The organism is Mesorhizobium sp. AA22 (genome assembly GCF_001672375.2).
Classification (GTDB): domain Bacteria; phylum Pseudomonadota; class Alphaproteobacteria; order Rhizobiales; family Rhizobiaceae; genus Mesorhizobium; species Mesorhizobium wenxiniae.
Map to the genome: position 1 here is coordinate 6,586,361 of NZ_CP048406.1, position 24,689 is coordinate 6,611,049.

The 24,689-nt window shown below is 61.8% G+C and carries 25 protein-coding genes; 9 read left to right on the forward strand and 16 right to left on the reverse strand.

What is annotated here, in order from left to right; all coding sequences use genetic code 11:
- The first annotated feature begins 4 nt into the window (after positions 1–4).
- On the forward strand, positions 5–940 hold the full coding sequence (locus A9K68_RS31075; protein WP_065005860.1) for a DmsC/YnfH family molybdoenzyme membrane anchor subunit: 936 nt from the start codon (positions 5–7) through the stop codon (positions 938–940).
- 6 nt (positions 941–946) lie between these two features.
- Here A9K68_RS31075 and pdeM read toward each other — a convergent pair whose 3' ends face one another.
- The 5 genes from pdeM to A9K68_RS31100 form a co-directional block, all read right to left on the reverse strand.
- Positions 947–1,663, reverse strand: coding sequence for a ligase-associated DNA damage response endonuclease PdeM (gene pdeM / locus A9K68_RS31080; protein WP_065005861.1), 717 nt, complete (start codon positions 1,661–1,663; stop codon positions 947–949).
- On the reverse strand, positions 1,660–4,182 hold the full coding sequence (locus A9K68_RS31085) for a ligase-associated DNA damage response DEXH box helicase (RefSeq protein WP_065005862.1): 2,523 nt from the start codon (positions 4,180–4,182) through the stop codon (positions 1,660–1,662). The genes pdeM and A9K68_RS31085 overlap by 4 nt, the downstream gene beginning before the upstream one ends.
- A gap of 85 nt (positions 4,183–4,267) precedes the next feature.
- Entirely contained in the window at positions 4,268–5,128 is an 861-nt protein-coding gene (locus tag A9K68_RS31090) for an NlpC/P60 family protein (protein ID WP_065005863.1), read from the reverse strand.
- A 31-nt stretch (positions 5,129–5,159) separates the two neighbouring features.
- Positions 5,160–5,510, reverse strand: coding sequence for a MarR family winged helix-turn-helix transcriptional regulator (locus A9K68_RS31095; RefSeq protein ID WP_065005864.1), 351 nt, complete (start codon positions 5,508–5,510; stop codon positions 5,160–5,162).
- A 70-nt stretch (positions 5,511–5,580) separates the two neighbouring features.
- Positions 5,581–6,945, reverse strand: a complete 1,365-nt coding sequence (locus A9K68_RS31100) for a leucyl aminopeptidase family protein (protein WP_082982090.1) — start codon at positions 6,943–6,945, stop codon at positions 5,581–5,583.
- 122 nt (positions 6,946–7,067) lie between these two features.
- On the opposite strand from A9K68_RS31100, the gene A9K68_RS31105 reads away from it, so the two are divergent.
- A complete protein-coding gene (locus A9K68_RS31105) occupies positions 7,068–7,889 on the forward strand; it encodes a tetratricopeptide repeat protein (RefSeq protein ID WP_065006123.1) in 822 nt (273 codons plus the stop codon).
- A 113-nt stretch (positions 7,890–8,002) separates the two neighbouring features.
- Here the strand turns inward: A9K68_RS31105 and A9K68_RS31110 are convergent, their stop codons facing one another.
- The 9 genes from A9K68_RS31110 to A9K68_RS31150 form a co-directional block, all read right to left on the reverse strand.
- Positions 8,003–9,019, reverse strand: coding sequence for a type II secretion system F family protein (locus A9K68_RS31110; RefSeq protein WP_065005866.1), 1,017 nt, complete (start codon positions 9,017–9,019; stop codon positions 8,003–8,005).
- 12 nt (positions 9,020–9,031) lie between these two features.
- Complete coding sequence (locus tag A9K68_RS31115; RefSeq protein WP_029356892.1) at positions 9,032–10,045, reverse strand: type II secretion system F family protein; 1,014 nt, start codon at positions 10,043–10,045, stop codon at positions 9,032–9,034.
- Between the two features lie 29 nt (positions 10,046–10,074).
- The gene (locus A9K68_RS31120; protein WP_065005867.1) at positions 10,075–11,583 is read right to left on the reverse strand and encodes a CpaF family protein; all 1,509 of its coding nucleotides are present in this window, start codon (positions 11,581–11,583) and stop codon (positions 10,075–10,077) included.
- Positions 11,584–11,612: 29 nt separating this feature from the next.
- Positions 11,613–12,896: a CpaE family protein gene (locus A9K68_RS31125; protein ID WP_029356896.1), complete on the reverse strand. Its 1,284-nt coding sequence runs from the start codon at positions 12,894–12,896 to the stop codon at positions 11,613–11,615.
- A gap of 34 nt (positions 12,897–12,930) precedes the next feature.
- Positions 12,931–13,674, reverse strand: a complete 744-nt coding sequence (locus tag A9K68_RS31130; protein WP_065005868.1) for a CpaD family pilus assembly protein — start codon at positions 13,672–13,674, stop codon at positions 12,931–12,933.
- 14 nt (positions 13,675–13,688) lie between these two features.
- Complete coding sequence (locus tag A9K68_RS31135; RefSeq protein WP_065005869.1) at positions 13,689–15,224, reverse strand: type II and III secretion system protein family protein; 1,536 nt, start codon at positions 15,222–15,224, stop codon at positions 13,689–13,691.
- Positions 15,221–16,033, reverse strand: coding sequence for a Flp pilus assembly protein CpaB (gene cpaB / locus A9K68_RS31140; RefSeq protein WP_065006124.1), 813 nt, complete (start codon positions 16,031–16,033; stop codon positions 15,221–15,223). Before cpaB ends, A9K68_RS31135 begins: the two co-directional genes overlap by 4 nt.
- A 223-nt stretch (positions 16,034–16,256) precedes the next feature.
- On the reverse strand, positions 16,257–16,775 hold the full coding sequence (locus A9K68_RS31145) for a prepilin peptidase (RefSeq protein WP_065005870.1): 519 nt from the start codon (positions 16,773–16,775) through the stop codon (positions 16,257–16,259).
- A gap of 166 nt (positions 16,776–16,941) precedes the next feature.
- Positions 16,942–17,115: a Flp family type IVb pilin gene (locus A9K68_RS31150; RefSeq protein WP_029356905.1), complete on the reverse strand. Its 174-nt coding sequence runs from the start codon at positions 17,113–17,115 to the stop codon at positions 16,942–16,944.
- Positions 17,116–17,466: 351 nt separating this feature from the next.
- Here A9K68_RS31150 and A9K68_RS31155 point away from each other — a divergent pair, with 351 nt between their 5' ends.
- The 3 genes from A9K68_RS31155 (at position 17,467) to A9K68_RS31165 (ending at position 19,257) form a co-directional block, all read left to right on the forward strand.
- Positions 17,467–17,889 (forward strand): pilus assembly protein N-terminal domain-containing protein, encoded by a 423-nt coding sequence (locus tag A9K68_RS31155; RefSeq protein ID WP_029356907.1) that lies wholly within the window; start codon positions 17,467–17,469, stop codon positions 17,887–17,889.
- A 152-nt stretch (positions 17,890–18,041) separates the two neighbouring features.
- Entirely contained in the window at positions 18,042–18,599 is a 558-nt protein-coding gene (locus A9K68_RS31160) for a TadE/TadG family type IV pilus assembly protein (RefSeq protein WP_065005871.1), read from the forward strand.
- Positions 18,600–18,636: 37 nt separating this feature from the next.
- A complete protein-coding gene (locus A9K68_RS31165) occupies positions 18,637–19,257 on the forward strand; it encodes a TadE/TadG family type IV pilus assembly protein (RefSeq protein WP_065005872.1) in 621 nt (206 codons plus the stop codon).
- Here A9K68_RS31165 and A9K68_RS32605 read toward each other — a convergent pair.
- The gene (locus A9K68_RS32605) at positions 19,214–19,753 is read right to left on the reverse strand and encodes a hypothetical protein (protein WP_348640699.1); all 540 of its coding nucleotides are present in this window, start codon (positions 19,751–19,753) and stop codon (positions 19,214–19,216) included. The genes A9K68_RS31165 and A9K68_RS32605 overlap by 44 nt on opposite strands.
- A 233-nt stretch (positions 19,754–19,986) precedes the next feature.
- Entirely contained in the window at positions 19,987–20,166 is a 180-nt protein-coding gene (locus A9K68_RS32610; protein ID WP_348640700.1) for a hypothetical protein, read from the reverse strand.
- 161 nt (positions 20,167–20,327) lie between these two features.
- On the opposite strand from A9K68_RS32610, the gene A9K68_RS31175 reads away from it, so the two are divergent.
- The 4 genes from A9K68_RS31175 to rpsT all read left to right on the forward strand — a co-directional run bounded on the left by A9K68_RS31175 (position 20,328) and on the right by rpsT (position 23,773).
- Positions 20,328–21,566 (forward strand): phosphopentomutase, encoded by a 1,239-nt coding sequence (locus tag A9K68_RS31175; protein ID WP_065005873.1) that lies wholly within the window; start codon positions 20,328–20,330, stop codon positions 21,564–21,566.
- The gene (mutM, locus tag A9K68_RS31180; RefSeq protein ID WP_029356917.1) at positions 21,559–22,467 is read left to right on the forward strand and encodes a bifunctional DNA-formamidopyrimidine glycosylase/DNA-(apurinic or apyrimidinic site) lyase; all 909 of its coding nucleotides are present in this window, start codon (positions 21,559–21,561) and stop codon (positions 22,465–22,467) included. The genes A9K68_RS31175 and mutM overlap by 8 nt, the downstream gene beginning before the upstream one ends.
- Positions 22,468–22,551: 84 nt before the next feature.
- Entirely contained in the window at positions 22,552–23,325 is a 774-nt protein-coding gene (locus tag A9K68_RS31185) for an enoyl-CoA hydratase (RefSeq protein ID WP_065005874.1), read from the forward strand.
- 181 nt (positions 23,326–23,506) lie between these two features.
- Complete coding sequence (gene rpsT / locus A9K68_RS31190; protein ID WP_023802137.1) at positions 23,507–23,773, forward strand: 30S ribosomal protein S20; 267 nt, start codon at positions 23,507–23,509, stop codon at positions 23,771–23,773.
- The last annotated feature ends 916 nt before the right edge of the window (positions 23,774–24,689 follow it).

A 24,689-nucleotide genomic window follows, 5' to 3' on the forward strand; every position in this document is an offset into this window, starting at 1 on the left:
ATCCATGCATCCAGCTTTCTCGGTCGTCTTTTTCACCACCGCTACGGGGGCCGGTTACGGCCTGCTCGCGCTGCTCGGGGTGCTGGCCGGACCAGGGTTCGTCCCGCCTGACTTCTGGCTCGGCCTCGTCGGCATGGGGCTGGCGCTTGGACTGATCTCGGCCGGCCTGTTGTCGTCGGCCGGCCACCTCGGCCGGCCAGATCGTGCCTGGAGGGCATTCTCGCAATGGCGCAGCTCCTGGTTGTCGCGCGAAGGCGTTGCGTCGGTCGCGACCTTCGTGCCGGCGGGGCTGTTCGCCATGGGCTGGGTGGTCCTTGGCCGCACGGACGGCTGGGTGGCCGTAGCCGGGCTGCTGGCTGCGGTCGGCGCGGTCATCACGGTCTGCACCACCGGCATGATCTATGCATCGCTGAAGCCGATCGCCCAGTGGCACAGCCGCTATACCTTGCCCGGTTATCTCATTTTTTCCGCGATGAGCGGCGGCGCGCTTCTCAACGCGCTGCTGCAGGGTTTCGCCATCGGTTCGACTATTCTTCTGGCAGGTTGCATGCTGCTGACCTTGCTCGGCTGGGGCTGGAAGCTGGCAACCTGGCGATACAATGACAAACTGGAAATTGCGACAACCGTCAACACCGCGACCGGGCTTGCCGGCGGTACTGTGCGGTCGCTGGAATGGCCGCACACCGAAGAAAACTACCTGCTCAAGGAGATGGGCTTTCGCATCGCACGCAAGCACAAGGCGCGGCTGCGCCAGATCACGCAAGTGCTGGCCTTCGCTCTGCCCGTCTTGCTGCTGGTTGCCGTGTTCGCCTTGCCATGGCCCTATGCGGCGGTGCTGTCGACACTCGCCGCAATCGTCCAGTTCGCCGGCATGCTGGTCGAGCGCTGGCTGTTCTTCGCCGAAGCCAAGCACACAGTCACCCTCTACTATGGCAGGTAGAGCACCTCAGCCCGGCCTGAGCATCGCGTGGGAAATGGCGAAGATGCGCTCAGCGCCGAGCATATAGGCCATCAGCGTTTCGCGGCGGAACAGCCCGGCATAGGCGCGATCGAGCACATTGAGCGAGCCGGTATAGGCGCCGAAGGCCGGCATGATCATGCGGCCGCCATCGCCGGCAAAGCAGCGGCGCCGCACCGAGCGGCCTTGCTGCACGATGCGGGCGCAAGGGTGCAGATGGCCGGCGACCTCGCCTTCCACTCTCAATGCGGAAGGTTCATGCCGGAATACGAGAGAGCCTATGGCCAGCTCGCGCACCGTCTCGCCGGGCAGGTCGGCCGGCGCGTCCGGGTCATGGTTGCCGGCGACCCAGAACCAGTCGCGGCCGGCCATCAGTCCTTCCAGCCGCTCGCGAAAGCTGGAGTGCATGCGCGCGGCGCCGCCGCCGTCATGAAAGCTGTCGCCGAGGCTGACGACGATCGCCGGCTGATAATCGGCAATCACCGCCTGCAATCGGAGCAATGTCGCGCCGGTATCGTAAGGCGGGATCAACGTACCGCGCCGTGCCAGCGACGATCCCTTTTCCAGATGCAAGTCGGACACGGCCAGAAGCCGAAGCTCGGGAAAATAAAGCACGCCGCGCCGATCGCAGATTGCGCGCTCGCCGGCGATGCCGATACGATCGGCATCCGCCAGGGGCCCAGTCATGGCGAGCGCAAGTGTCATTTCGTCCCCATGGCCTCCTCGACCAGCGTTGCCGCATCCATCAGCAGCGTATCATCGGCCTCGCCATGCACCGGCATCTTGCCGATCTCGAGCATGATCGGCACGGCGAGCGGCGAGATCTGCTCAAGGTTCTTATGCACGATTCGTCCCTGGATGCGCGAGAGCATCTCGGCAAGTCTGCTGACATCCAGCAGACCGGTGGCCGCATCGGCACGCGTCGCCTGCAACAGGATATGGTCGGGCTCATGGCTGCGCAGAACGTCGTAGATGAGATCGGTCGACACGGTGACCTGACGGCCGCTCTTCTCCTGGCCCGGATGACGTTTTTCGATCAGCCCCGAGATCAGCGCGCAATTGCGGAAGGTGCGCTTCAAGAGCCAGCTGCCGGCGAGCCAGGCTTCGAGGTCATCGCCCAGCATGTCCTGGTCGAAAAGTTCGCCGAGCGAAGGTTTCTTCGCCCCGAACATCCTGCCCATATCAGCAAGCGACCATATGGCAAGTGCGTAGTCGGTGGCGACGAAGCCGAGCGGCCTGGCTCCCGCCCTGTCGAGCCGGCGGGTGAGCAGCATGCCGAGCGTCTGGTGCGCCAGCCTGCCCTCGAACGCATAGGCCACCAGATAGTGCCGGTTGCCGCGCGGAAAGGTCTCGATCAGCAGGTCGTCGCGTTTCGGCAGCACCGATTTGTCGGCCTGGAAGCGTAGCCAGTCGGCGACCTGTTCCGGCAGCTTTTTCCATCGCTGCGGGTCGTCCAGCATGATGCGGACCTGTTCGGCGAGGTAGGTCGAAAGCGGAAATTTGCCGCCGCCATAATAGGGCACCTTGGCATCGCTGCCGGGCGCATTGGACACGAAGCACTCGTTCTCGCGGATGCCTTCGAAGCGCAGCACCTTGCCGGCAAACATGAACGTGTCGCCATGCGTCAGTGTTTCGAGGAAGGCCTCCTCGATTTTGCCGAGAACGCGGCCGCCGCGCGACGCGGACCCCTTGCTGCCGGCCTGGACGTAACGCACGTTGAGCGCCGGCACCTCGATGATGGTGCCGACATTCAGGCGGTATTGCTGGGCAACCCGAGGATTGGACACGCGCCACAGCCCGTCCTTGTTCAGGCGGATGCGGGCATAGCGCTCATAGTTCTTCAGCGCATAGCCGCCGGTGGCGACGAAATCGACGACACGGTCGAACGTGGGCCGATCGAGGCTGGTATAAGGTGCAGCCGTTCGCACTTCCTCGAACAGCGCATCTGCAAGGAATGGCGCGCCGCAGGCGCAACCCAGCACATGCTGCGCCAGCACGTCGAGCCCGCCATTGACCAGCGGCGGCGTGTCCTGGGCGCCGAGATAGTTGGCGTCGAGTGCCGCCCGGCATTCCAGCACCTCGAAGCGGTTGGCCGGGATCAGGATGGCCTTCGAAGGCTCATCCATGCGGTGGTTGGCGCGGCCGATACGCTGCGCCAGCCTGCTTGCCCCCTTCGGCGCGCCGACATGCACAACCAGGTCGACGTCACCCCAGTCTATACCGAGGTCGAGCGTCGAAGTGGCGACGATGGCGCGCAAGGCATTCTCGCCCATCGCTTTCTCGACGCGCCGGCGCTGGGCGACATCGAGCGAGCCGTGATGCAACGCGATCGGCAACGTGTCCTCATTGACCCGCCACAACTCCTGGAACAGCAGCTCGGCCTGACTGCGTGTGTTGACGAACAGCAGGGTCGTCTTGTGTCGCTTGATCTCGCTGTAGATCTCCGGTGTCGCGTAGCGAGCCGAATGTCCAGCCCACGGCACGCGCTCCTCCGAATCGAGAATGGAGATCTCCGGCTTGGCGCCGCCGGTGACGACAATAAGTTCGGCCAGGCCGCCTGGTGGATTCTGGCTGACCAGCCAGCGCCGCAGTTCGTCCGGCTCGGCGACCGTCGCCGACAGGCCGATCGTCTGCAAGCCGGGAACAAAGGATCGCAGCCGGGCCAGCCCGAGCGCCAGAAGGTGCCCGCGCTTCGACGTCACCAGCGAATGCAATTCATCGAGCACGACATAGTGCAGATCCTCGAAAAAGCGCCTGGCGTCGGGCGCCGCGATCAGCAACGCCACTTGCTCGGGCGTGGTCAGGAGAATGTCGGGCGGCGCCAGCTTCTGCCGCTGGCGCTTATGCGCGGGCGTGTCGCCGGTGCGCGTCTCGATGGTGACAGGCAGCCCGATCTCTTCGACCGGCTTGCCGAGATTGCGCTCGATGTCGACGGCCAGGGCCTTCAGCGGCGAGATGTAGAGCGTGTGGATGCCGCGACGCGCCTGCCCCGGCTTTCTCTTTGGCCGCTTGGCCAGCTCGGTTAGTGAAGGCAGAAACCCGGCCAGCGTTTTGCCGGCGCCGGTCGGTGCGATCAGCAACACCGACTGCCCGGCTTGGGCGGTCGCCAGCAAGTCGATCTGATGGGCGCGCGGCGACCAGCCCTTTTGCGCGAACCATTTGAGGAATGGCTCGGGCAAGTGCACGGCGGCATTCTGTTCGGCGAGGCGCGGCTGCTCTGTCACGCGCCAGAGGTAACGCGGCGGCGCGCAATCGCCAAGAAGAATTGGAACAAAAGGTGATCGAGCGGTTCCCTTCTCCGCTCTGGCGCTACGGCCGCCGAAACCCTGTCGGCCCGCCATAGAGATAGCCGATGCGGGCGACGGTTTCCTTGAACCCTTCACGCGAGACCAGCATGGTGTGGCCATTGGCGTGGATCATCGTTTCCGGGTCGGTCATGATCGCGACATGGCCTTTCCAGAACACCAGGTCGCCGCGCCGTAGCCCTGCAAAATTTGGTCCGGGCTCGAGCGCCTCACCGATGGTCGCCGCCTGCATGTCGGAATCGCGCAGCACTTGCCTGCCGGCCATGTGCATCGCCAGTTGCACGAGGCCGGAGCAATCGATGCCGAAGCCGGAGGCGCCGCCCCACAGATAGGGTGTGCCGAGAAACATCTCGGCAACCGCGACATAGTCGGGGGCAGCCTCGGCGACAGGCCTGATATGGCCTGATATGACCGCCTCGCCTGACGGCAGCAGCGCATAATGCGTGCCGCGTGTTTCAGCCGCGCCCGTCACCGTTACCGCCGATCCCATCGAGAGTTGCCCGCTCGGCGGAAACCGCAAATCCGGTCCGGGATAAAGGAAGGTGCGCGGCACCGAGACGACATGGGTGGGCGCTTGGCTCCGCGCGCCCAGCACAGTGTCGACGACATAGCCGACATAGCCGTCGCGCTCGGCCTGGATCCAGGCCCAGCCTTCCGCATCCTCGAAGACAAGGACGTCGTCGCCGAACAGAAGCTGGGTGTTGACGCCGGCATCCGGGCGCGGCTCGTTGCGGATATCGGCCACTGCGGCTGAAATCCGGGCTGGCCGCCCGGCGACGAAGCGATCGGCGGCGACCTCGCCTTTCAGCCTGGCATCGGCGAGATCGGAACGGAAGGCGTGAAGGCGGGCATCCCTGGCGGTCAAATCGGCAACTCATTCAGAAGGACAGTTCGGGTCAAATGGGCAATTCCTGGGCCTTGGCGATGATAACATCGCCGAAGCGCTCGACAAAGAGAGCACCTTCGACGGTGCGCTTGACCAACACGTTGCGCTTGTCGAGTTCGTCGCGATGGCGCGAAACCAGCTTCAGTGCGCCCATCGTGTCGAGCGCGCGGGTGATCACCGGCTTGGTAACATTGAGCCGGGCGGCGAGCCCGCGCACCGTGTGCGGCGGCGGGTCGAGATAGATCGTAAACAGGATTGCCGTCTGGCGCATGGTAAGGTCGGGCATATCGTCGCGCACCTGGGACAGCATCACCTGCTGCCACAGTCGCAAGGCCTGGCTCGGGCGCATGGAAATCGACATCCGACCAGAATGACGGCAAATTGTTTCGGTTCCGTTTCAGTCTTGAGATCTTCCTGTAGGACCGGAACCGTCAGGCGTGGCGTTTCGAGATAACCCTTTCCAGCGCTCGGATGCCTTGCGCGTCGCCGCCGGCGAGACCATACGGACGATCGGATGGGTTCCAGGCGAAGATGTCGAAATGCGCCCAGGCGGCGGTCTTCTCGACGAAGCGCTTGAGGAACAGCGCTGCGGTGATCGAGCCGGCGAAACCGTCTGACGTGACGTTGTTGATGTCGGCGATCTTCGACGACAGCTTTGCGTCATAGGGCTTCCACAACGGCATGCGCCATAGCGGATCCTCGACCGCGGCGGACGCAGTCGCCAGTTCGGACGCCAGCGCTTGATCGCCGGTGTAGAAAGGCGGCAGGTCGGGGCCGAGCGCGACGCGAGCAGCCCCCGTCAAGGTCGCCATGTCGATCAGCAGTTGCGGCTCGTCGTCGTCGGCCAGCGCCAAGGCATCCGCCAGCACCAGCCGTCCCTCGGCATCGGTGTTGCCGATCTCGACGGCGATGCCCTTGCGGCTCACCAGCACGTCGCCAGGCCGGAAGGCGTTGCCGGCAATCGAATTCTCGACGGCGGGGATCAGCACACGCAGCCGGATCTTCAGCCCGGCGGCCATGATCATTGAGGCGAGCCCCAGGACGTTGGCGGCGCCACCCATATCCTTCTTCATCAAGAGCATGCCCGAGGACGGCTTGATGTCGAGACCACCGGTGTCGAAGCAGACGCCCTTGCCGACCAGCGTCACCTTCGGGGCGTTCTTCGGCCCCCAAATCATGTCAATCAGACGCGGCGCGCCGACCGATGCGCGGCCGACCGCATGGATCATCGGGAAATTCTTCTTGAGCAGCTCGTCGCCCTTGGTCACCGACATTTCGGCCTTGTGCCTCCCGGCCAGCGTCCGAACCGCCTTCTCCAGCTCGTCCGGTCCCATGTCGCTGGTCGGCGTGTTGACCAGATCGCGCGTCAGGAAGACGCCATCGGCGATGCGGCGAACACGCGCCGCGTCGGTGCCGGACGGCAGCGAAAAACGCAGCGCCTTGCCGGGCTTTTTGCCGTAGCGGGTGAAGACATAGCCGCCGAGCGCCAGTGCGATGGACGCCAGTTCCGGTTCGGCGGGTGCCGAGGCGAAATGCCAGTCGCCTTCGGGCAAGGCTCTCGCCAGCCCGCCGATGGCAAGCGCGCCTTCGCCATCGCCCGTGCCGAACAGTGCTCCGGCAAGCGCGCCGTTTTCGCCGGGTATGAGCAGCGTCCTGCCGGCCTCACCGGAAAAGCCGTTGGCCTTGGCCCAGGCGAGCGTGGACGAGGCAAAATCCGCTGCATCCAGCCTATCCTTCGCCACCAGGTGAACCGGCAGCGCGGTCTTCAGTTTTCTCCCGATGAGTTCGACTGGCATTCGATGGTCTCCGGCTTCCGAGTCGGCGCTTTTTAACTGTCCGTTAGGGTTAACAGAATATTTCTGCGGGAGGGAAGATGGCCACGGAACGGCCACGTTTACGAATGGAGGCCCTGGTGCAGATGCCGACCAACCGCATGACGAACGCCACGGGGAAGCGGCTGATAACCACGGCGTTCATAATAGCGCTCGCTGCAAGCGTTGCAGGCTGCGGGACCAGCAAGCTGACGACCGGCTCGATCGGACGCACCAGCGGAAAGCCACTGGAAACCATGTCTGCCGGCGAGTTGCACAAGGCGACGATCGCGCTCGGTCAGTCCTACGCCAAGAACCCCAACGACAAGCGGATCGCGACGAATTATGCCGCGGCGCTGCAAATGGATGGCGACGTCGACCAATCGCTCGCGGTGATGCGCAAACTGGCGATCGCCCTGCCGAAGGACCGCGACGTGCTCGCCGCCTATGGCAAGGCACTGGCCGCCAACGGGCAGTTCGAGCCGGCGCTCGACGCGGTGCGCCGCGCGCAGACACCGGAATATCCCGACTGGAAGCTGGTATCGGCGGAAGCCGCGATTCTCGACCAGCTTGGCCAGAGAGATGAGGCGCGCCAGAATTACCGCAAGGCGCTTGACCTCAAGCCGAACGAACCTTCAATCCTTTCAAATCTCGGCATGTCCTATGTGCTGGAAGGTGATCTGCGCACTGCCGAAACCTATATGCGCTCGGCCGCCCAGCAGCCGAACGCCGACAGCCGCGTCCGCCAGAACCTGGCGTTGGTCGTCGGCCTGCAGGGCCGCTTCGACGAAGCCGAGAAGATCGCCTCCGAGGAGCTTTCGGCCGAACAGGCGCAGGCGAACGTGACTTACCTTCGCCAGATGCTCGCCCAGCAGAACGCCTGGAGCCAGCTCAAGGACCAAGACAAGGCAAAGCCTGCCACCAATTGACCACGCTGGCTTTGCTCAAACCTGCCAGTTCCCTCAGCTCATCGACATGCTTGAAATACAAAGCCGCGTTGCATCAGCACCGCGGCTTTCGCATGTGTTGTCGCCTGGCGAGGCTATTGGCTGCTCGACGTCGGCTGGTCGCCGAAGATGCCGCGCTGGCTCACCTGGATGCCGGCGGGGCCTAGAATGATGGCAAACAGCACCGGCAGGAAGAACAGTATCATCGGCACGGTGAGCTTCGGCGGCAAAGCCGCGGCTTTCTTCTCGGCGGCGTTCATGCGCATGTCGCGGCTTTCGCCGGCAAGCACGCGCAGCGCATGCGCCACCGGCGTGCCGTAGCGCTCGGCCTGCACCAGCGCCTGTGACACCGACTTGACCGACTCCAGGCCGGTGCGGCTTGCAAGGTTTTCGTAAGCCTGCTTGCGTTCCTGCAAGTAGGAAAGCTCGGCATTGGTCAGGATGAACTCTTCGGCAAGTGCCACCGATTGCGCGCCGATCTCGTCCGCGACCTTACGAAACGCCGCCTCCACGGACATGCCGGATTCGACGCAGATCAGCATCAGATCGAGTGCGTCCGGCCACGCCATCTGGATCGACTGCTTGCGTTTGGTGGCGCGGTTGTTGACATAGAGCACCGGCGCGTAAAAACCCGCATAGGCGACGACGATACAGACGAACAATTTGATGAGAGGCGGCTGCTCCGGCAACCCCCCGAGCACGAACAGATACATCGCGGCCAGCGCAAAGCCGACAAAGGGCAGGACCAGACGGAAGAAAAGAAACCGCGTCAGCGGATTCTGCCCGCGAAAGCCCGCCACCTTGAGTTTCTGCAAGGTGCCTTCATCGGCCAGGGCGCGCCTCAGGTCCAGCCGGTCGACAATGTTGCGCATGCCGATCGACTGTTCCTCGCGCAGGCCCTTGCGGCGGCGATCGGCCTCGATCGCAAGCCGCGCACGCTGCTTGGCGCGCAATTCGTCGCGCTCCAGCGCCACGGATTTCATGCGCGCCTTGAGCTGGTTTCCGCCAAAGGCAGGCAGCAGCGTAAAGACGGTCGCAAACACCGCGATGCCAACCAGCAAGGCAATCAGAAATGCCGGATCGGTAAGGGTTTTGACGACGTTCTCAGTCATGCGCTCGAAATCCTAAACTTCGAAGTTCATCATCTTGCGCATCACCAGGATGCCGATCCCCATCCAGACCGCCGAGCAGCCGAGGATCAGATTGCCGGCGTTGGTGGTAAACAGAGGCATGATGTAGTTCGGGCTTGTCAGGTATACGAGAAAGGCGACGACGAAAGGCAACGCGCCGATTATCACGGCGGACGCCTTCGCTTCCATGGACAGCGCCTGGACCTTGGCCTTCATTTTCTTGCGGTCGCGAAGCACGCGCGAAAGATTGCCCAGCGCCTCGGAAAGATTGCCGCCGGCCTGGGACTGGATCTGGATGACGATGCCGAAGAAGCTCGCTTCCGTGCACGGCATTGTCTCAGCCATGCGCATGCTGGCGTCGGGGATCGACAGGCCCATCTGCTGCGAATCGACGATGCGGCGGAACTCGGTCTTGACCGGTTCAGGGGATTCGTTGGCGATCAGGCGGACGGCGTCGTTCAGCGGCAGACCGGATTTGACCGCACGCACGATGATGTCGAGCGCGTTCGGAAATTCGTTGAGGAACGCCTTGACCCGGCGGGCGCGGCAAAACGAGACGAACCAGCGTGGCAGGCCGAGAGCACCGACCAGCAGCGCACCCGGCAAGACAAACAACGGCGCGCCGATGAAATAGGCAAGAAACGTCAGGGCGACGCCACAAACCGCCGAGTAGAGATAGAAGCGCTCAAGTGAGAACTTCATGCCCGCCTGACGGATCTGAGCCTTCAGTGGCGGCTTTTTGACGATGCTCTGGTTGGTTTTTTGCTTCTGTTCGAGGTCCTTCAGCGAATCCTGGACCGATTTTCGCCGCTTGGCCGCTTCCGCCATGCGATCGCGCGAGGCCTTGACGACGGCACCATCCGTCTCGGCGGTCTTGATCGTTTCAAGCCGCCTGCCGACTTGCTTCTCGGTGCTGATCCGATTGAACAGAAAAGCATAGGCGACCGCGCCGGCGCTGAAGCCGGCGAGCACGATGAATGCCAATACGGTCCCGTCAATTCCGAACATCGATTCCGGCCCCTACGCTTCCAGGCACATCAGTCAGCGCGTTTCTCCATCGCCTCGAGCGCATTGGCGAGGCGCTGTTCCTCGCCATAATAGCGGGCGCGCTCCCAGAAGTGCGGTCGACCAATACCTGTCGACACGTGCTCACCCAGCAGCCTGCCGTTCGCGTCTTCGCCCTTTATGTTGTAGAGGACAATGTCCTGCGTGATGATGACGTCGCCCTCCATTCCAATCACCTCGGTGATGTGGGTGATGCGACGTGATCCGTCGCGCAGGCGTGCAGCCTGGATGATCACGTCCACCGAACCAACCACGATCTCACGCACGGTTTTCTGCGGCAGCGTGTAGCCGCCCATAGCGATCATCGATTCGATACGGTTCAGGCATTCGCGCGGGCTGTTCGAGTGGATCGTGCCCATCGAGCCATCATGGCCGGTGTTCATCGCCTGCAGAAGATCGAACACTTCAGGTCCGCGCACTTCGCCGACGATGATGCGCTCGGGCCGCATGCGCAGGCAGTTCTTGACCAGGTCGCGCATCGTCACCTCGCCCTCGCCCTCGAGGTTGGGCGGGCGGGTTTCCAGACGCACGACATGCGGCTGCTGCAGTTGCAGCTCGGCCGAGTCCTCGCAGGTGATGACGCGCTCCTCGCGGTCGATATAGTTTGTCAGGCAGTTGAGCAGCGTCGTCTTGCCCGAGCCGGTGCCGCCTGAAATGACGATGTTGCAGCGGACGCGGCCGATAATCTTGAGAATCTCGGCGCCGTGCGGCGAAATGGCGCCGAATTTGACCAGCTGATCGAGCGTCAGCTTGTCCTTCTTGAACTTGCGGATGGTGAGCGCTGTGCCGTCGATGGCGAGCGGCGGCGCGATGACGTTGACGCGGGAACCATCGGGAAGACGCGCGTCGCAGATCGGGCTCGATTCATCGACGCGGCGGCCAACCTGGCTGACGATGCGCTGACAGATGTTGAGGAGCTGCTGGTTGTCGCGGAAACGAATGCCGGTCTGCTCGACCTTGCCGTTGACCTCGATGTAGACGTTCTTGGAACCGTTGACCATGATGTCGGCGATGTCGTCGCGAGCGAGCAATGGCTCCAGCGGCCCGTAACCCAGCACGTCATTGCAGATGTCCTCGAGCAGTTCTTCCTGCTCGGCAATCGACATCGCGAAATTCTTGATCGCGATGATGTCGTTGACGATGTCGCGGATTTCCTCGCGTGCGCTTTCGGAATCGAGCTTGGCGAGCTGCGACAGGTCGATGGTGTCGATGAGCGCGGCAAAGACCTGGCTCTTGGTGTCGTAGTAGGTTTCGCTCTTTTGGCGCTGAACCTTTTTCGGCTCCGGCGCCAATGGCGGCGCCTCGACCGCACGGCGCACGGGCGGCAGCGCGGCAGGCGCGCCAAGCGACGGCGGCGGTGCGGGCTTGGCAAGAACCGCCGTTTCCGCAGGGTTTGCCGCCGGCGCGGCAGGCGCAGGTGCCGGCTGACGGAATTCCGGGGTGAACCGGCTGCCGTCGTCGCTGCCTCTTTTACCAAACATGATCGATTACCAATTCCGCTCCGGAAGCATCACTTCTTGCTGCGCGAGAGCTTGCCAAGGAAATTGCCGAGGCCCGCTTTCTTTCTTGCCTTGATTTCGCTGCGCCCGGTCAGCACATGCGCAATCTCGTTGACCGTGCCGACAACCGGGTTCTTGGCATCCATTTCGCCGAGCATGCGCCCGTTGTTGGCGGCGTTTCCGAACAGCAGCGGTTCGAAAGCAATGACCGACATCGGCGACAGGCCGAGCGAATCGGCGAAGTCGGATGACGAAATCTCCGGACGCTTTGGCACGCCGGCCTGATTGATGATCAGCTTCGGCGGGGGATCGTTCGGGCGAAGCCGTTTGAACATGTCGACCAGATTCTTGGTATTGCGCAGATTGGCCAGCTCCGGCGTCGCCGTGATCACGATCTCGTCGGCCTTGACCAGTATGTTCTTGGTCCATCCCGTCCAGACGTGCGGAACATCGAGCACCAGAAGCGGCACGCTGCGCTGCGCCGTGTCGATAAGCTGCGTGAAAGCGTCGGGATCGAAATCATAGACCCGCTCGAGCGTTGAAGGCGCTGCAAGCAGCGACAGATGCTGGGCGCACTGGGCAAGCAGCCGATCAAGATAGACCTCGTCGAGGCGCTCCGGTGAGAAAACGGCTTCGGCAATGCCTTGCGCGGGATCCTGATCGAAATTGATGTTGGCCGTTCCGAAAGCGAGGTCGAGATCGGCGACAACCACTTCGGACTTGAACAGCGACGACATCGCCCAAGCCACATTGTGGGCAATGGTCGAGGAGCCGACGCCACCCTTGGCGCCGATGAAGGCGATCGAGCGGCCGATCGGCTCGGCTTCCGGATCAACGAAAATCGTCGATATCACGCTGACGATATCGGCCATCGACACCGGCGCGATGACATATTCGGAAATGCCGGAGCGGATGAGCTCGCGATAAAGCCCGACGTCATTGTAGTGGCCGATGACCACGACCTTCGAGGTCGGATCGCAATATTCCGAGAGCTGCGTGAGCTGCTCAAGCAATTGCGTCGGCTCGCTGCGCGATTCCAGCAGGATCAGGTTCGGTGTCGGCGCCGATTGGTAGAATTCGATGGCGGTGGCGATGCCGCCCATATGGACCTTCAGATGGGCCTTCGCCATGCGACGATCCTCGCCGGCGCGCTCGACCGGGTTGGCAACGCCCTCGGTCTCGCAAAATGCCTGAATCGAAATGCGCGGAATCGGCCGCAACGCCTGCATCGCGGCGATGTCCTGCTGCGAGGTTTCGCCGCCATCTACAGGAGTGTCGTAGGCAAGATTGCTCATCGTCATTTCTTTCCGTGACTTGCGCGGCTCAAGCTCAATACTCAACTTCCGAATTGCCGAAGAACTCTTCCGAAATGCCTCTCTGGCGGTAGACGTCGATCACCGCGCCGCGATTTTCCGCGTCGATATCGGATTGCTTGCGCGGCCCGATCAGATCGGCCGGATTAGCCATCTGGGCAGCAAGATTGTTCTGATACGAGCAGCCGAAATCGGCGTAGTGCTTGTTTTCCGATGTCTGCAGCAGGTCTTCGGGCCAGCGTCCGCATCTGTCGGTCTGCGCCTTCACCGAGACATAGGCGACGCGGATCGGCGCGGACGCTTCGGCCGAAACCGACTGGTAGGTGGTCATGACGATCCGGTTCCGGCTGATGCCGCTGGCAATCGCAAGTCTGGCGAAATCGCGACCGGCCGCGGTCGCGGCGATCTCGTTGGCTGAACCGCGCGGGATCGAGATCGTCAGGGTCGGAGCGGCGTTCTTGTCGTAGCCATCCAGGAAGCCCAGAAGGGTGTCGCGCTGAGAGCCGGTCATGCCGCGATCGCCGGCGCCGACCGGAAGGTCGATCTTCAGGTTCTTCTCAGCAATTACGATCGGATGGGTGGTGCGATAATCGTCCGGAACAGCGCCGACCGTGATGCTGTCCCGCTTGAGATCGGCGCAGCCCGCCAGCAATGCCGCGACCGCAACCGTCAGGACCGGAATGGCTGGCCTGTAGATACGCGAACGGCCGGACCGCATCGCTGCGGTGTTCGTCCTTGCCTTCAACGCTGACTGAGACATGTCCGCTTCCCCGCTTACTTGTAGATGAAGCCGACAACGCCGTGGTAACGGCCGTTGGGCTTGTCGGTCTGCATGGTGCCGTAGACGCGATTGACACGGCCAAGGAACATGCCGGCGCCATCGCTGGCGGCGTTGAAATTGTCGTCCGGCTTGGCAAGAGCGTTGCGCGTCACCGGCTTCACCAGGTAGGGCGTGATGATGATGACGAGCTCAGTCTCGTTGCGGACGAAGTCCCGGCTACGGAACAGCGTGCCAAGCACTGGGATCTTGGTCAGCCCGGGCAGCCCGGCGACCGCCTGCCGGATGTCGTCCCGAACCAAGCCTGCGATCATCATCGAACCTCCGGAAGGCAGTTCAACGGTGGTGTCGGCCAGCCGCTTGCGGATCGACAGCAAAGTGGTGCCGGGCAAATCACCGGCCGCTTCGAGCACTGTGGCGCCTTCCATCGTAGGCTCCGAAACCGACGTCCTCACTTTAAGGCTGATGCGGCCGGCCGAGAGCACGACAGGCTGGAATTCGAGGCCAATTCCATATTCGAGCTTTTCGTTAGTGTAAGTAACCTGGCCCGTTTGATTGTCACTTGAAACGTTGTTCGTTCGGCTTGTGATTAGATTGAATTCACCGCCGACTTTGAACGTCGCTTTCTCGCCCGAGACCGCGGTCAGTGTCGGTTCGGCCAGCGTCTTCATGACACCGCTTTGCTCCATGGCGTTGATGTACGCTTGAAGCGCCGAGGAGCCGATTGAAAGTCCCGAAAATTGCGACAGGGGTTTTCCCAGTCCGTATGCAGGGCTGGTCAATGCGCTCCAGCTGATGCCATTGCTGTCGCCGTTTCCGATCAGATTGACGCCAAGCTGCTTCATCACCGAGCGGCTGACTTCCGCGACCGTCACCTTTAGCGTCACCTGGTCGTCACCGATGATCTGCAAGAGGTTGACGATCTTGCTGACACGACGCTCGGAATCCGGATTGTCGATGTCGACACCGGCTTCGGCCGAGCCGCCGGAGGCGGTCTGCGAATATTGTCCCGTGGTCGCTTCACCGCCGGACACGAAGATGGTGGCCAGATCGACCGCGCGCTTGGCATCCAGGGGAGTGTCCACGGTTCCGGTCAGGACGACGTTGTCGTTCAGCAATTCGACAGTGATGGTCGATGATGGGATGAAGCGCCTGATATAGTCTTCCAGTCCGGCGACGTCGCGTTCGACTGCCAGATCCAGGCTGACGATCTGTTCGCCATTGGGGCCGAAGACGAAGATGTTGGTGTCGCCCACCGCCTTTCCGAACAGATAGATGCGCCTGGCGGTGCGGGTCACCGCATCGGCGACCGCCGGGTTGGCGACGAGAATATCATAGGCATCGCTCGGCAGGTCGATGACCACCGATTTGTTGAGGCCGAGCTTGACGCGCTGGGTGGCGGTCGTAGCCGACACCTCGGCCTTCCTGCCTGCCGCATTCGCCTCGACAGGGCCTTGCGCATTCGTCCCAAGGAGGAACAGGCCGATAGCCGCAGCCAGGGCGGCGACCGGCAGTCTAGCGTTTAGCCTCATTGCCTTGCCCCCACTTCGGAAACTTCGCCTGACTTGATCAATCGTACTGTTCCGCGCCGCCCATTGCCGGAAACGAGATAATCGGCCTCGCCCAGATTCTTCTCCTGGGTGTCGCTGATCGACCGCAGCGCCAATGTCAGGCGATCCGCCATTTGCTGAGCGACGGTGATGATTTCCGCCTGCTGCGATGTCAGTTCCAGTGTCGCGGTCTGGCCGACCCTGGTCCTCTTGCCTTCCTCGTCCTCCTGAATGGTCTGGTCGATTGCCAGGACGCGAATATTCTTGAGGATGGTTTCGGTCGTAAAACCGCTGCCGCCGCCCGCGGCATCGGCTCTGCGGGTCATGATGACATCGACGAAATCATTGGGAAGAATGAAGCCGCCGGCCGAAGTGTCGGCCGATACGGCTGTGGCGACGGCCCGCATGCCGGAGGGCAGGATCGACGACATGAAGCTCTGTCCCTCGCCGATCAGCTTGGACCGCCGCAGCGGCTCGCCGGCATACATCGCGACACGAGCGACGCCGCCTTTCAGCTTCTCAAGCGCATCGGGCTCCGCGGCGCGGGTGATGAAATTTGCGTTGACGCCGTCGGCCGGCCAGGACTGCCAGCTGATGTTGTTCTCGAGCGGGCTGCCCATCGGAACGTCGCCTGACAGGACAAGCACGTCCTGCAGCGCGATTGCCGGCGCCGTGGGGCCGGAATCGACGATTTGAGGCGGCGGAGCCGCCACCATGTTTTTTGCAACATATCCTGCGCCACCCGCCGCGGCCACCGCCACGCCTAGAATGATCAGTCGGGATGCTGGCATCTGTCCGAACCTCGCCTTGGCAAACCACGTAGCCAAGCCGGACCTTGCAGCGGCAATCGTCAAAACAAGGTTAATTTAATACTTACGATCGTGATTAATTTAACGTTTACATAAATTTGAGGCATCGCTCCGGGCCGCAAAAAAGGCTGCAAAGCTGCCTGCTTCAACGCCAAATTGAAGAATGGCAGGCATGGTCTGACGAGAAAAATGTTGGCGGCGAGAATCAGACCGCCAGCCTTGCAAGTGCCCACGCCATCAAGGGGGAATTCGGAAAGGTGAGCAGGCCGCCAATGCCAAGCGCGATGCCATAGGGAACGCCTGATGTCTCGTCGGCGAAATGGCGTAAAAACGGATTATGGCTTGTAACGGCGGCAAGCGGCGATTTCCGATAGACGAGGATTGCGAGCGTCAGCAGGCCACCGATGAATGTCGAGACCACGAGATATTGGATGAGATGGACGTTGAGCCCCATCCACACGGCAGTGGCGGCCAGCAGCTTGGCGTCGCCGCCTCCCATGCCGCCGAGCGCGAACAGACCGAAGGTCACGACGAGAACCAGGCCACCGGCGGCGAAATGCCAGCCATAGGTTGCCCAGTCCATTCCCGTCAGCGGCGCGACCAGGGCGAAGACGGCCATAAGCAGCACCGGCACGCGATTGGCGATCGTCATCGACAGCATATCGGAGATCGCGGCGAAAAGCATGCAGAACGGAAAGACGACGAGGATCAGGGCTTCAAGCATCTGCGCGGGCCTATGGTCACTGTACCTAGCCCCAGCCTAGATATATCCGATTAACGATTGATGAGGCCGAAATTTCAAAATCCCCTGACCCATTCAAAATCGCCTGACACAATGATCAAGGGCCGCCGATAAGGCGGCCCTTGATCCGAAAAACGACCAGACGCTATTAGCCGGCGGTGTTGAGCGTAGTGGCGATCCCGTTGAACTTCGCGTTCAGCGCGTTGCCCAGCGAGCCGGCGCCGACCATGATGGCGAGCGCGATGAGAGCGGCGATCAGACCGTATTCAATAGCGGTCGCGCCGGATTCGTCCTTCACAAAACGTGCAATGAGATTAGACATTCGAGAGCTCCTACTCCACGTGTTACAGCAGTTCCGTCAACTTCTCTTGGCGGCTGATCGGATACTGCCAATCTACGGAGAAGCTCTTTCGATCGGCTTAATAAACAGCCTTACCGATTCCTTTCCGGCTTCGATGACATTGCGTGGTTAACCGTAAACTAAGTGACGCTATGGCCCGACAGGCACGTCAAGGCCCGCGAACGGTGCAATTTAGCGATTGGGAAAGGGGCGGCCCGCTCCAGGCAATCACGATTCCGATCCCGACATCATCACGGCACTCCTCCGCTTAACCGTTGGTTCACCAATCTCGTTCATGTTCCGTTGAGCAGTTTGCCGCCGTGGAGCGCTTCAATGACCGGGCCGAGATCGTCCTTTCCGATTGCCGCGCTCCTTGCCGCCACGGCCTTAGTTGTGCCGGTCAAGGCTGGCGCCGGCATCGAGGTCACGATGAACCAGGCCAAGATCGTCAAACTGTCGCGCGCCGCCGATACGATCGTTGTCGGCAACCCGGCGATCGCCGACGCCTCCGTGCAGGATGCTTCGACGATCGTGCTGACGGGCAAAGGCTTCGGCGTCACCAACCTCGTCGTCCTCGATCAAGAGGGCCGTCCGATCGTCGACGAGCAGATCACCGTCGTGCGACAGGACGCGTCGTCGGTGCGCATCTACCGGCGTGCCGAAATACAGACCATGTCCTGCACGCCGTATTGCGAAAGCTCGTATAAAAGCGATGCGGAGAAGGCCTCGGAAGCCGAGATGAGCGCCGGCCGGTAACGAGCGGATTGTTCTCACCCCGCTGAAATGCCGCTTCGGTTATCGGCCTGTTAAAATCTCTTCCTCAAATTTAACGATCGTACAAACCGCACTTCAATGGGTTTCCGCTAATATTCCCTCCGACACCCCTTCAGGATCGGCAGACACGGGACATGATCAGAGCAGGACTAGCAGGCTTTTCCGCGCGCTTCCTTTGCGACCGGCGCGGCAGCACGGCTTTGGAGTTCGCGATGCTTGCCGTGCCATTTGCGCTCCTCATCTTTGCCATACTGGAGAGCTGCATTTCATTTGCCGGGCAAGAGGTGATGGCCAACATTACCGACGATGTCGCGCGCCAGCTACGGACGGGCCAGGTAAGGCAGGCCGATGTGACCGAGGCCACGCTGAAGACCATGATCTGCAGCCGGCTGGAGATCATGGTCACCAAGGACTGCCCGGGATTGGAGGTGGACCTGCGCGAATATCCGACCTTCGCCGCCGCGGCCCAGGCGGGCTTCAAGATCCAAGACCGCGAAATCGTGCTGACCGGCACGGACCCCGCGGCTTTTACGGTGTCCCCGGGCCTCGCTGAATCAATAAACATGCTGCGGGTTTTTTACAAATGGCCTGTCATGACCGATTTCATGGCCAAGTCGATGGCCAATCTGAAAGACGGCAACACGCTGCATTTCACATCGGTGACCTGGCAGAACGAGCCGTTCGACAATTGAAAACGCACCGTTGCGTGGGTGGGAAAAGGACGGAGGCATGGGGCGTGCGGGGGCACATATGAGGATCGCTGGGATATGCACGAAAACCATCCGGTTCTGCTCCGATCGCCGCGGTGTCGCGGCCGTTGAGTTTGCCTTCATCGTGCCCGTCCTGCTGATCATGTACTTCATGACCATGGAAGCCTCACAAGCCATCGAGACCAGCAAAAAGGTCAGTCGCATCGGCAGCATGGTGGCGGATCTCGTTACCCAGCAGCAGACCATCACGGCAGCCGATCTCGATGCGATCATGCAGATCGGCAACTCCACCCTTCGACCGTACAACCGATCGACCCCGGAAATCATCATCACCGCAATACAGGTCACGGACGAAACGACGCCGAAGGTGATGGTCGTGTGGTCACGCAAGATGGTCGGTAGCGCCTTCAGCGCCGCCACCGCCAAAAACTCCATAACCAAGGTTCCACCGGCGCTCGAGATCAAGGGCACCTTTCTCATTCGCGTCGAAAGTAATCTCGCATACCAGCCTATCATCACCTGGTCGGTGGACAGTGAGAAGCGGCTCGGATTGAGTTCGGCTTTCGACTCGATATCGATGGGCGAAACCTATTATCTCAGGCCCCGCAGGAGCCCGACGATTCCCTGCAGCACCTGCTGAACGACCGCGCCCGACTCCGGCCGCCATTGCTATCGGCCGTTACCTGACACCAGGCGCACGATGGCTGCAGCCATCGCGTAATCCTTCGGGCCAGCGACGGCGAAGCCGCCGGAATGTTTCGATTCCAGAAGATCGTAGACATCCGGCGACATCGATTTGAGATGATGAGAAACACGGTGAGCCGCCGTTTGGCTTCGGGACCGAGATCGCTGCGGACGGCATGGGAACCATACCGCAGCAGGCCGGACGTCCACATGACCTGAAGTGCTGCTTTCGAAAGCCCTGCCATTTCCAGCCTGGCGACCGTGCCGCCCGCAACATCCGGCTGGCCATCGGCCACCGCCGGCATCCAGCCGAAGATCGCATCGGCCTCGCCATCGACCAGCATCGTTTCAGCCGCCGCAGCCGAATTGGCGTGCGTCAGAAATGGCGCATCCTCGCCGATCTTGACGAATTCGGCGGCCAGCCCGGCAAGCGGCAAGAGAACCGCCGACACTGTCCGGAGGCACCATGGCGACCCGATGTGCCTCCATCGCGGCCAGATCTGGGACCTTGCCGTCCCGCGTCAGCCAGACGGATCGGATGCCGATAACGCCGTCGGAATCGACAGGCGCCACAAGAGGCTCGACGCATTCGCAGCGTTCGGATGCGATGGCGTAGGCGGTCGCCGAATAGACCGCATATTCGATGGGGCGTTGGCTTGCGCCTCGATAATCAGCGCCGCGCAGTTCATGCCGAGCGCCTTGGTGTAGGCGTCGTCAACAGCGCCAGACCCGGAACGGTGTTGCCGGCGCCGGGCTCGGCGACGATGCCGACACGAAACGTGCCGATGTCATCCCGCCAATCGGCGCGCACCGGGTTTGACCAGGCCGCACCCAGCAGCGTCATGATGGCTGCGGAGGCCTTCAAGGCATGCCTGAGTTCCCTGCTGGTTTTCGTCGATCCACGCCGATGCCGGCATTTCGACACATCTCAACTATCGCGCCAAGCCGTCTGCTTCCGAATTGCCAATGGCGGCGCGGCCCCCTATGTCTGGGCGGACAGACAAACGATAATAATGAATCCCTGCAATGGCGCGCGCCTTCCTTTTTGTTCTCGATTCCTTCGGCATCGGCGGCGCGGCCGACGCTGAGCGCTATGGCGACACCGGTTCCAACACGTTTGGGCACATCGCTAGAGCCTGCGCCGAAGGCCGGGCGGATCGCGAGGGGCTGCGCAAAGGCCCGCTTTTCGTACCCAACATGCTCTCGCTCGGCCTGGGCCACGCGGCGAAAACCGCGACAGGATTCAGCATCGACAGCGGCGGCGAGGCCCATCTCGCCTCCGCCTTCCATGGCGCGGCGCAGGAGATTTCGAGCGGCAAGGACACGCCATCGGGCCATTGGGAAATCGCCGCCTTGCCGGTTCGCTTCGACTGGGGCTATTTCCCGGACACGGTTCCCGCCTTTCCAGCCGAACTGACCGAAGCGATCATCCGCGAAGGAGAGGTGCCGGGCATTCTCGGCAATCGCCATGCCCCGGGCACCGAGATCATCGAGCGTTTCGGGGAGGAGCATATCCGCACCGGCAAGCCGATCTGCTACACGTCGGTCGACTCCGTCCTGCAGATCGCCGCGCATGAAGTTCACTTCGGCCTGGAACGGCTCTACGAATTCTGCAAGGTGGTGCGCAGGCTGGTCGATCCGCTGAACATCGGACGGGTGATCGCGCGGCCCTTCATTGGGGAAACCGCCGCCAGCTTCGAACGGACGCACAACCGCCGGGACTATTCGGTCCCGCCGCCTGAACCGACCCTGCTCGACCGGTTGACGGCGCGCGGCAGCCGGGTCATCGCGGTCGGCAAGATCGGCGACATCTTCGCCCATCGCGGCATTTCGGAAGTGCGCAAGGCCGCCGGCAACATGGCGATGTTCGACAAGGCGCTCGGCGCGATGGCTGACGCGGGCGACGGCGATCTCGTCTTCGCCAATTTCGTCGATTTCGACACAGAGTTCGGCCATCGGCGCGATGTTGCCGGCTATGCCGCCGCGCTCGAGGCCTTCGACCGGCGGCTGCCGGAGGCGCTTGCACGGCTGAGGCAAGGCGACCTTCTCATCCTCACGGCAGACCATGGCAACGATCCGACCTGGCACGGCACCGATCATACACGCGAACGCATTCCGGTGATCGGCACGGGACCAGGTTTTGGCGGCAACATTGGGCTCAGAACGACGTTCGCCGACATCGGTGAAACCGTCGCCGAGCATCTTGGTCTGGCACGCGGCCGTCACGGCACCTCCTTCTATGCATCGATAGGCGGCCATGCCTGAGTTGCCTGAGGTCGAAACGGTGCGGCGGGGCCTGCAGCCGGTTCTGGAAGGCGCCCGTATCGCCCGCGTCGAGGCACGCCGGCCCGACCTGCGCTTTCCGTTTCCCGAAAAATTCTTGGAGAGGCTGACCGGCAAGACAATTACAGCGCTCGGCCGCCGGGCCAAATACCTGACGATGCATCTGAAAGGCGGTCCGGTGCTGATCTGCCATCTCGGCATGTCGGGTTCGTTCCGCATCGAAACGTCCGATGACAGCGAAATGCCCGATAGCAGCGAAATGTTGGGCGCGTTTTATCACGAGCGCTCGAAAAGCGCGGTACACGACCATGTGGTCTTCCATATCGTCTCTCCCGAAGGCGCCCGGTCCCGCGTGACCTTCAACGATCCGCGCCGTTTCGGCTTCATGCTATTTTCCGAAGGGGCACCCGACACGCATCCGATGCTCGCGGGGCTGGGCGTCGAGCCGACAGGCAATGCGTTGGACGGCGAGTTGGTCGCCTCGCTGCTGAAAGGCCGGAAGTCGCCGCTGAAGGCAGCACTTCTCGATCAGCGGCTGATCGCCGGGCTCGGCAATATCTATGTGTCGGAGGCCCTGTGGCGCGCCGGTCTGTCGCCGTTGCGCGAGGCGGGCACCATCGCAAATCCTGGAAAGAAGGCCAAACAGCAGCGCGACGCCCTGGCCGAAGCCATCCGCGCGGTGATCGCCGACGCGATCGCCGCCGGCGGATCGTCGTTGCGCGACTATATGCAGACCGACGGGTCTCTGGGCTATTTCCAGCATTCGTTCGCGGTCTACGATCGCGAGGGCGAACCCTGCTCCAAGCACGGCTGCGGCGGCCATATAGAGCGCATCGTGCAAAGCGGGCGTTCCACCTTCTATTGCCGGACCTGTCAGTTGTGAGCTAGGTGCCGGGGTGTGTCCCAGATGCAGAGTATGAGCTGGACGCCAGATGTAAGTTAGATGACCGAGTGAGGAGATTCAGTCATGGCCTATGAAACGATCATCGTAGAAACCCGCGGCAGGGTCGGGCTGATCACGCTGAACCGGCCGAAGGCGCTCAATGCGCTGAACTCACAGGTCCTGGCGGAAATGGTAGCGGCCGTGAATGGCTTCTGCGCGAATGCCGACATAGGCGCGATGGTCATCACCGGCTCCGAAAAAGCCTTCGCGGCAGGTGCGGACATCAAGGAAATGCAGGCGATCTCCTTTGTCGACGCTTATGTGCAGGACTTCTTTGTCGGCTGGGAAGAGTTCACCCGGGCGCGCAAGCCTGTTATCGCGGCGGTGGCCGGCTATGCGCTCGGCGGCGGCTGCGAACTGGCGATGATGTGCGATTTCATCATCGCCGCCGACAACGCCAAGTTCGGCCAGCCCGAGATCACGCTCGGCGTCATGCCGGGCATGGGCGGATCGCAGCGCCTCACCCGCTTCGTCGGCAAATCGAAGGCGATGGACATGTGCCTGACCGGACGGATGATGGATGCGGCGGAAGCCGAGCGTTGCGGTCTGGTGTCGCGTGTGGTGCCCGCCGCCGAGCTGCTTGAGGAGGCGTTGAAGGCGGCGGCCAAGATAGCCGATTTTTCGCTGCCGTCGGTGATGATGGCGAAAGAGGCCGTCAACCGCGCCTATGAAACGACACTGGCCGAAGGGCTGCGGTTCGAGCGGCGGCTGTTTCACTCGCTGTTTGCGCTCGATGACCAGAAGGAAGGCATGGCGGCCTTTGCCGAGAAGCGGAAGCCAAATTTCACGAACGGATAGATCGTGACGACAGCGGCCAGAAGCGAGCGACAGCAGCGGCCAAAAAGAAGACGAAGCAGCGTTGACGCGCCGGAAAAGCTGAACTATAAGCCGCACCAACCGAGGCGGCCCTGTGGCTGCCCGTTTGTTTTTGCGCCCTGCGGCATCCCGCATGCGCCCACCAGATCAGAAGAGAGGCATCATGGCCAATACCTCCTCGGCCAAAAAGGCAACGCGCAAGATCGCCCGTCGCACGGCGATCAACAAGAACCGCCGCTCGCGCGTGCGGACCTACATCCGCCAGGTCGAAGAGGCGCTCGCCTCGGGCGATAAGGCTGCCGCGCAGGCTGCTTTCAAGGTGGCGGAACCGGAATTGATGCGCGCCGCGAGCAAGGGCGTGGTGCACAAGAATACGGCGTCCCGCAAGGTCTCGCGCCTGGCGCAGCGACTCAAGGTGCTGTCGGCCTAATATACCTTTACTGATCTTGTCCTCTTCAAGCCCGGCCGCTCGTGCCGGGTTTTTTCGTTTGCCGGCAAGTACTTAAAAAGAAATCTCGCAAACGGACACTCCGCACGATTTCAATGTTCGAAATGCTTTGCCGGCATATACATGCCTGCTGATAGGCGCAGCCGCTGAAAGCGTTCACGGCGAAGATATCGGCTGTCAAAAATCAGCTATATTTTTCAATAAGTTATTGACGGTCATCCACAGCTTGTTCACATCGGGCGCGGGGGATGGGGAACATTTGCCTGTCAAGAAAATTATTTCAGAAAATTTCGCGCGATGCGGCCTTTTTCATATTCGCCGGAAAAGGGTTTGAATCACAATGGCTTTGTCAAAACATGCCAGTGCAACGCAGGCTCCGAACCCGTCTGCGCTAACCACATTCCTTAAAAATCCGTTAGGCGTGGCCTTGCCCTATCCACAGCGATTTCGTTAATGTCGGTCTATCGAGAGGGACGGGCCGTTGGCCCTTAACCCAGCCTGAATCGGCCAGCAAAAAATGGCAGAATTCGTGACGTGGATCATTTCCGCGTACGGGCTTGGTTTGTCTTTTCGATACGGTAGGGGATTGGCGTAATTGTACATGGCAGATCAATAACGCGCCGGCGTTTTCGCCGGAGGGAGTTGTATGCCCTGACATGACCAAAGCGGGCTGGCTCTGATGAGGCGGCGCCGGTTCCCTGACAATGAGGCGACATCATCTGCCGGCGGCGGCGATGGTGTCGCAGCGAGGACACGGACGCCGGAAACATGGATGCAGGAGGCGCATTCCCGGCGGAAAAGGTACAAAAGGACAAGGAACTCGATCATGCAGAGCGGCATCGAAAGGGAGCTTACGGGCGACCTCCCATTCCCTGGAACCTTAACCGAAGGGGACGAT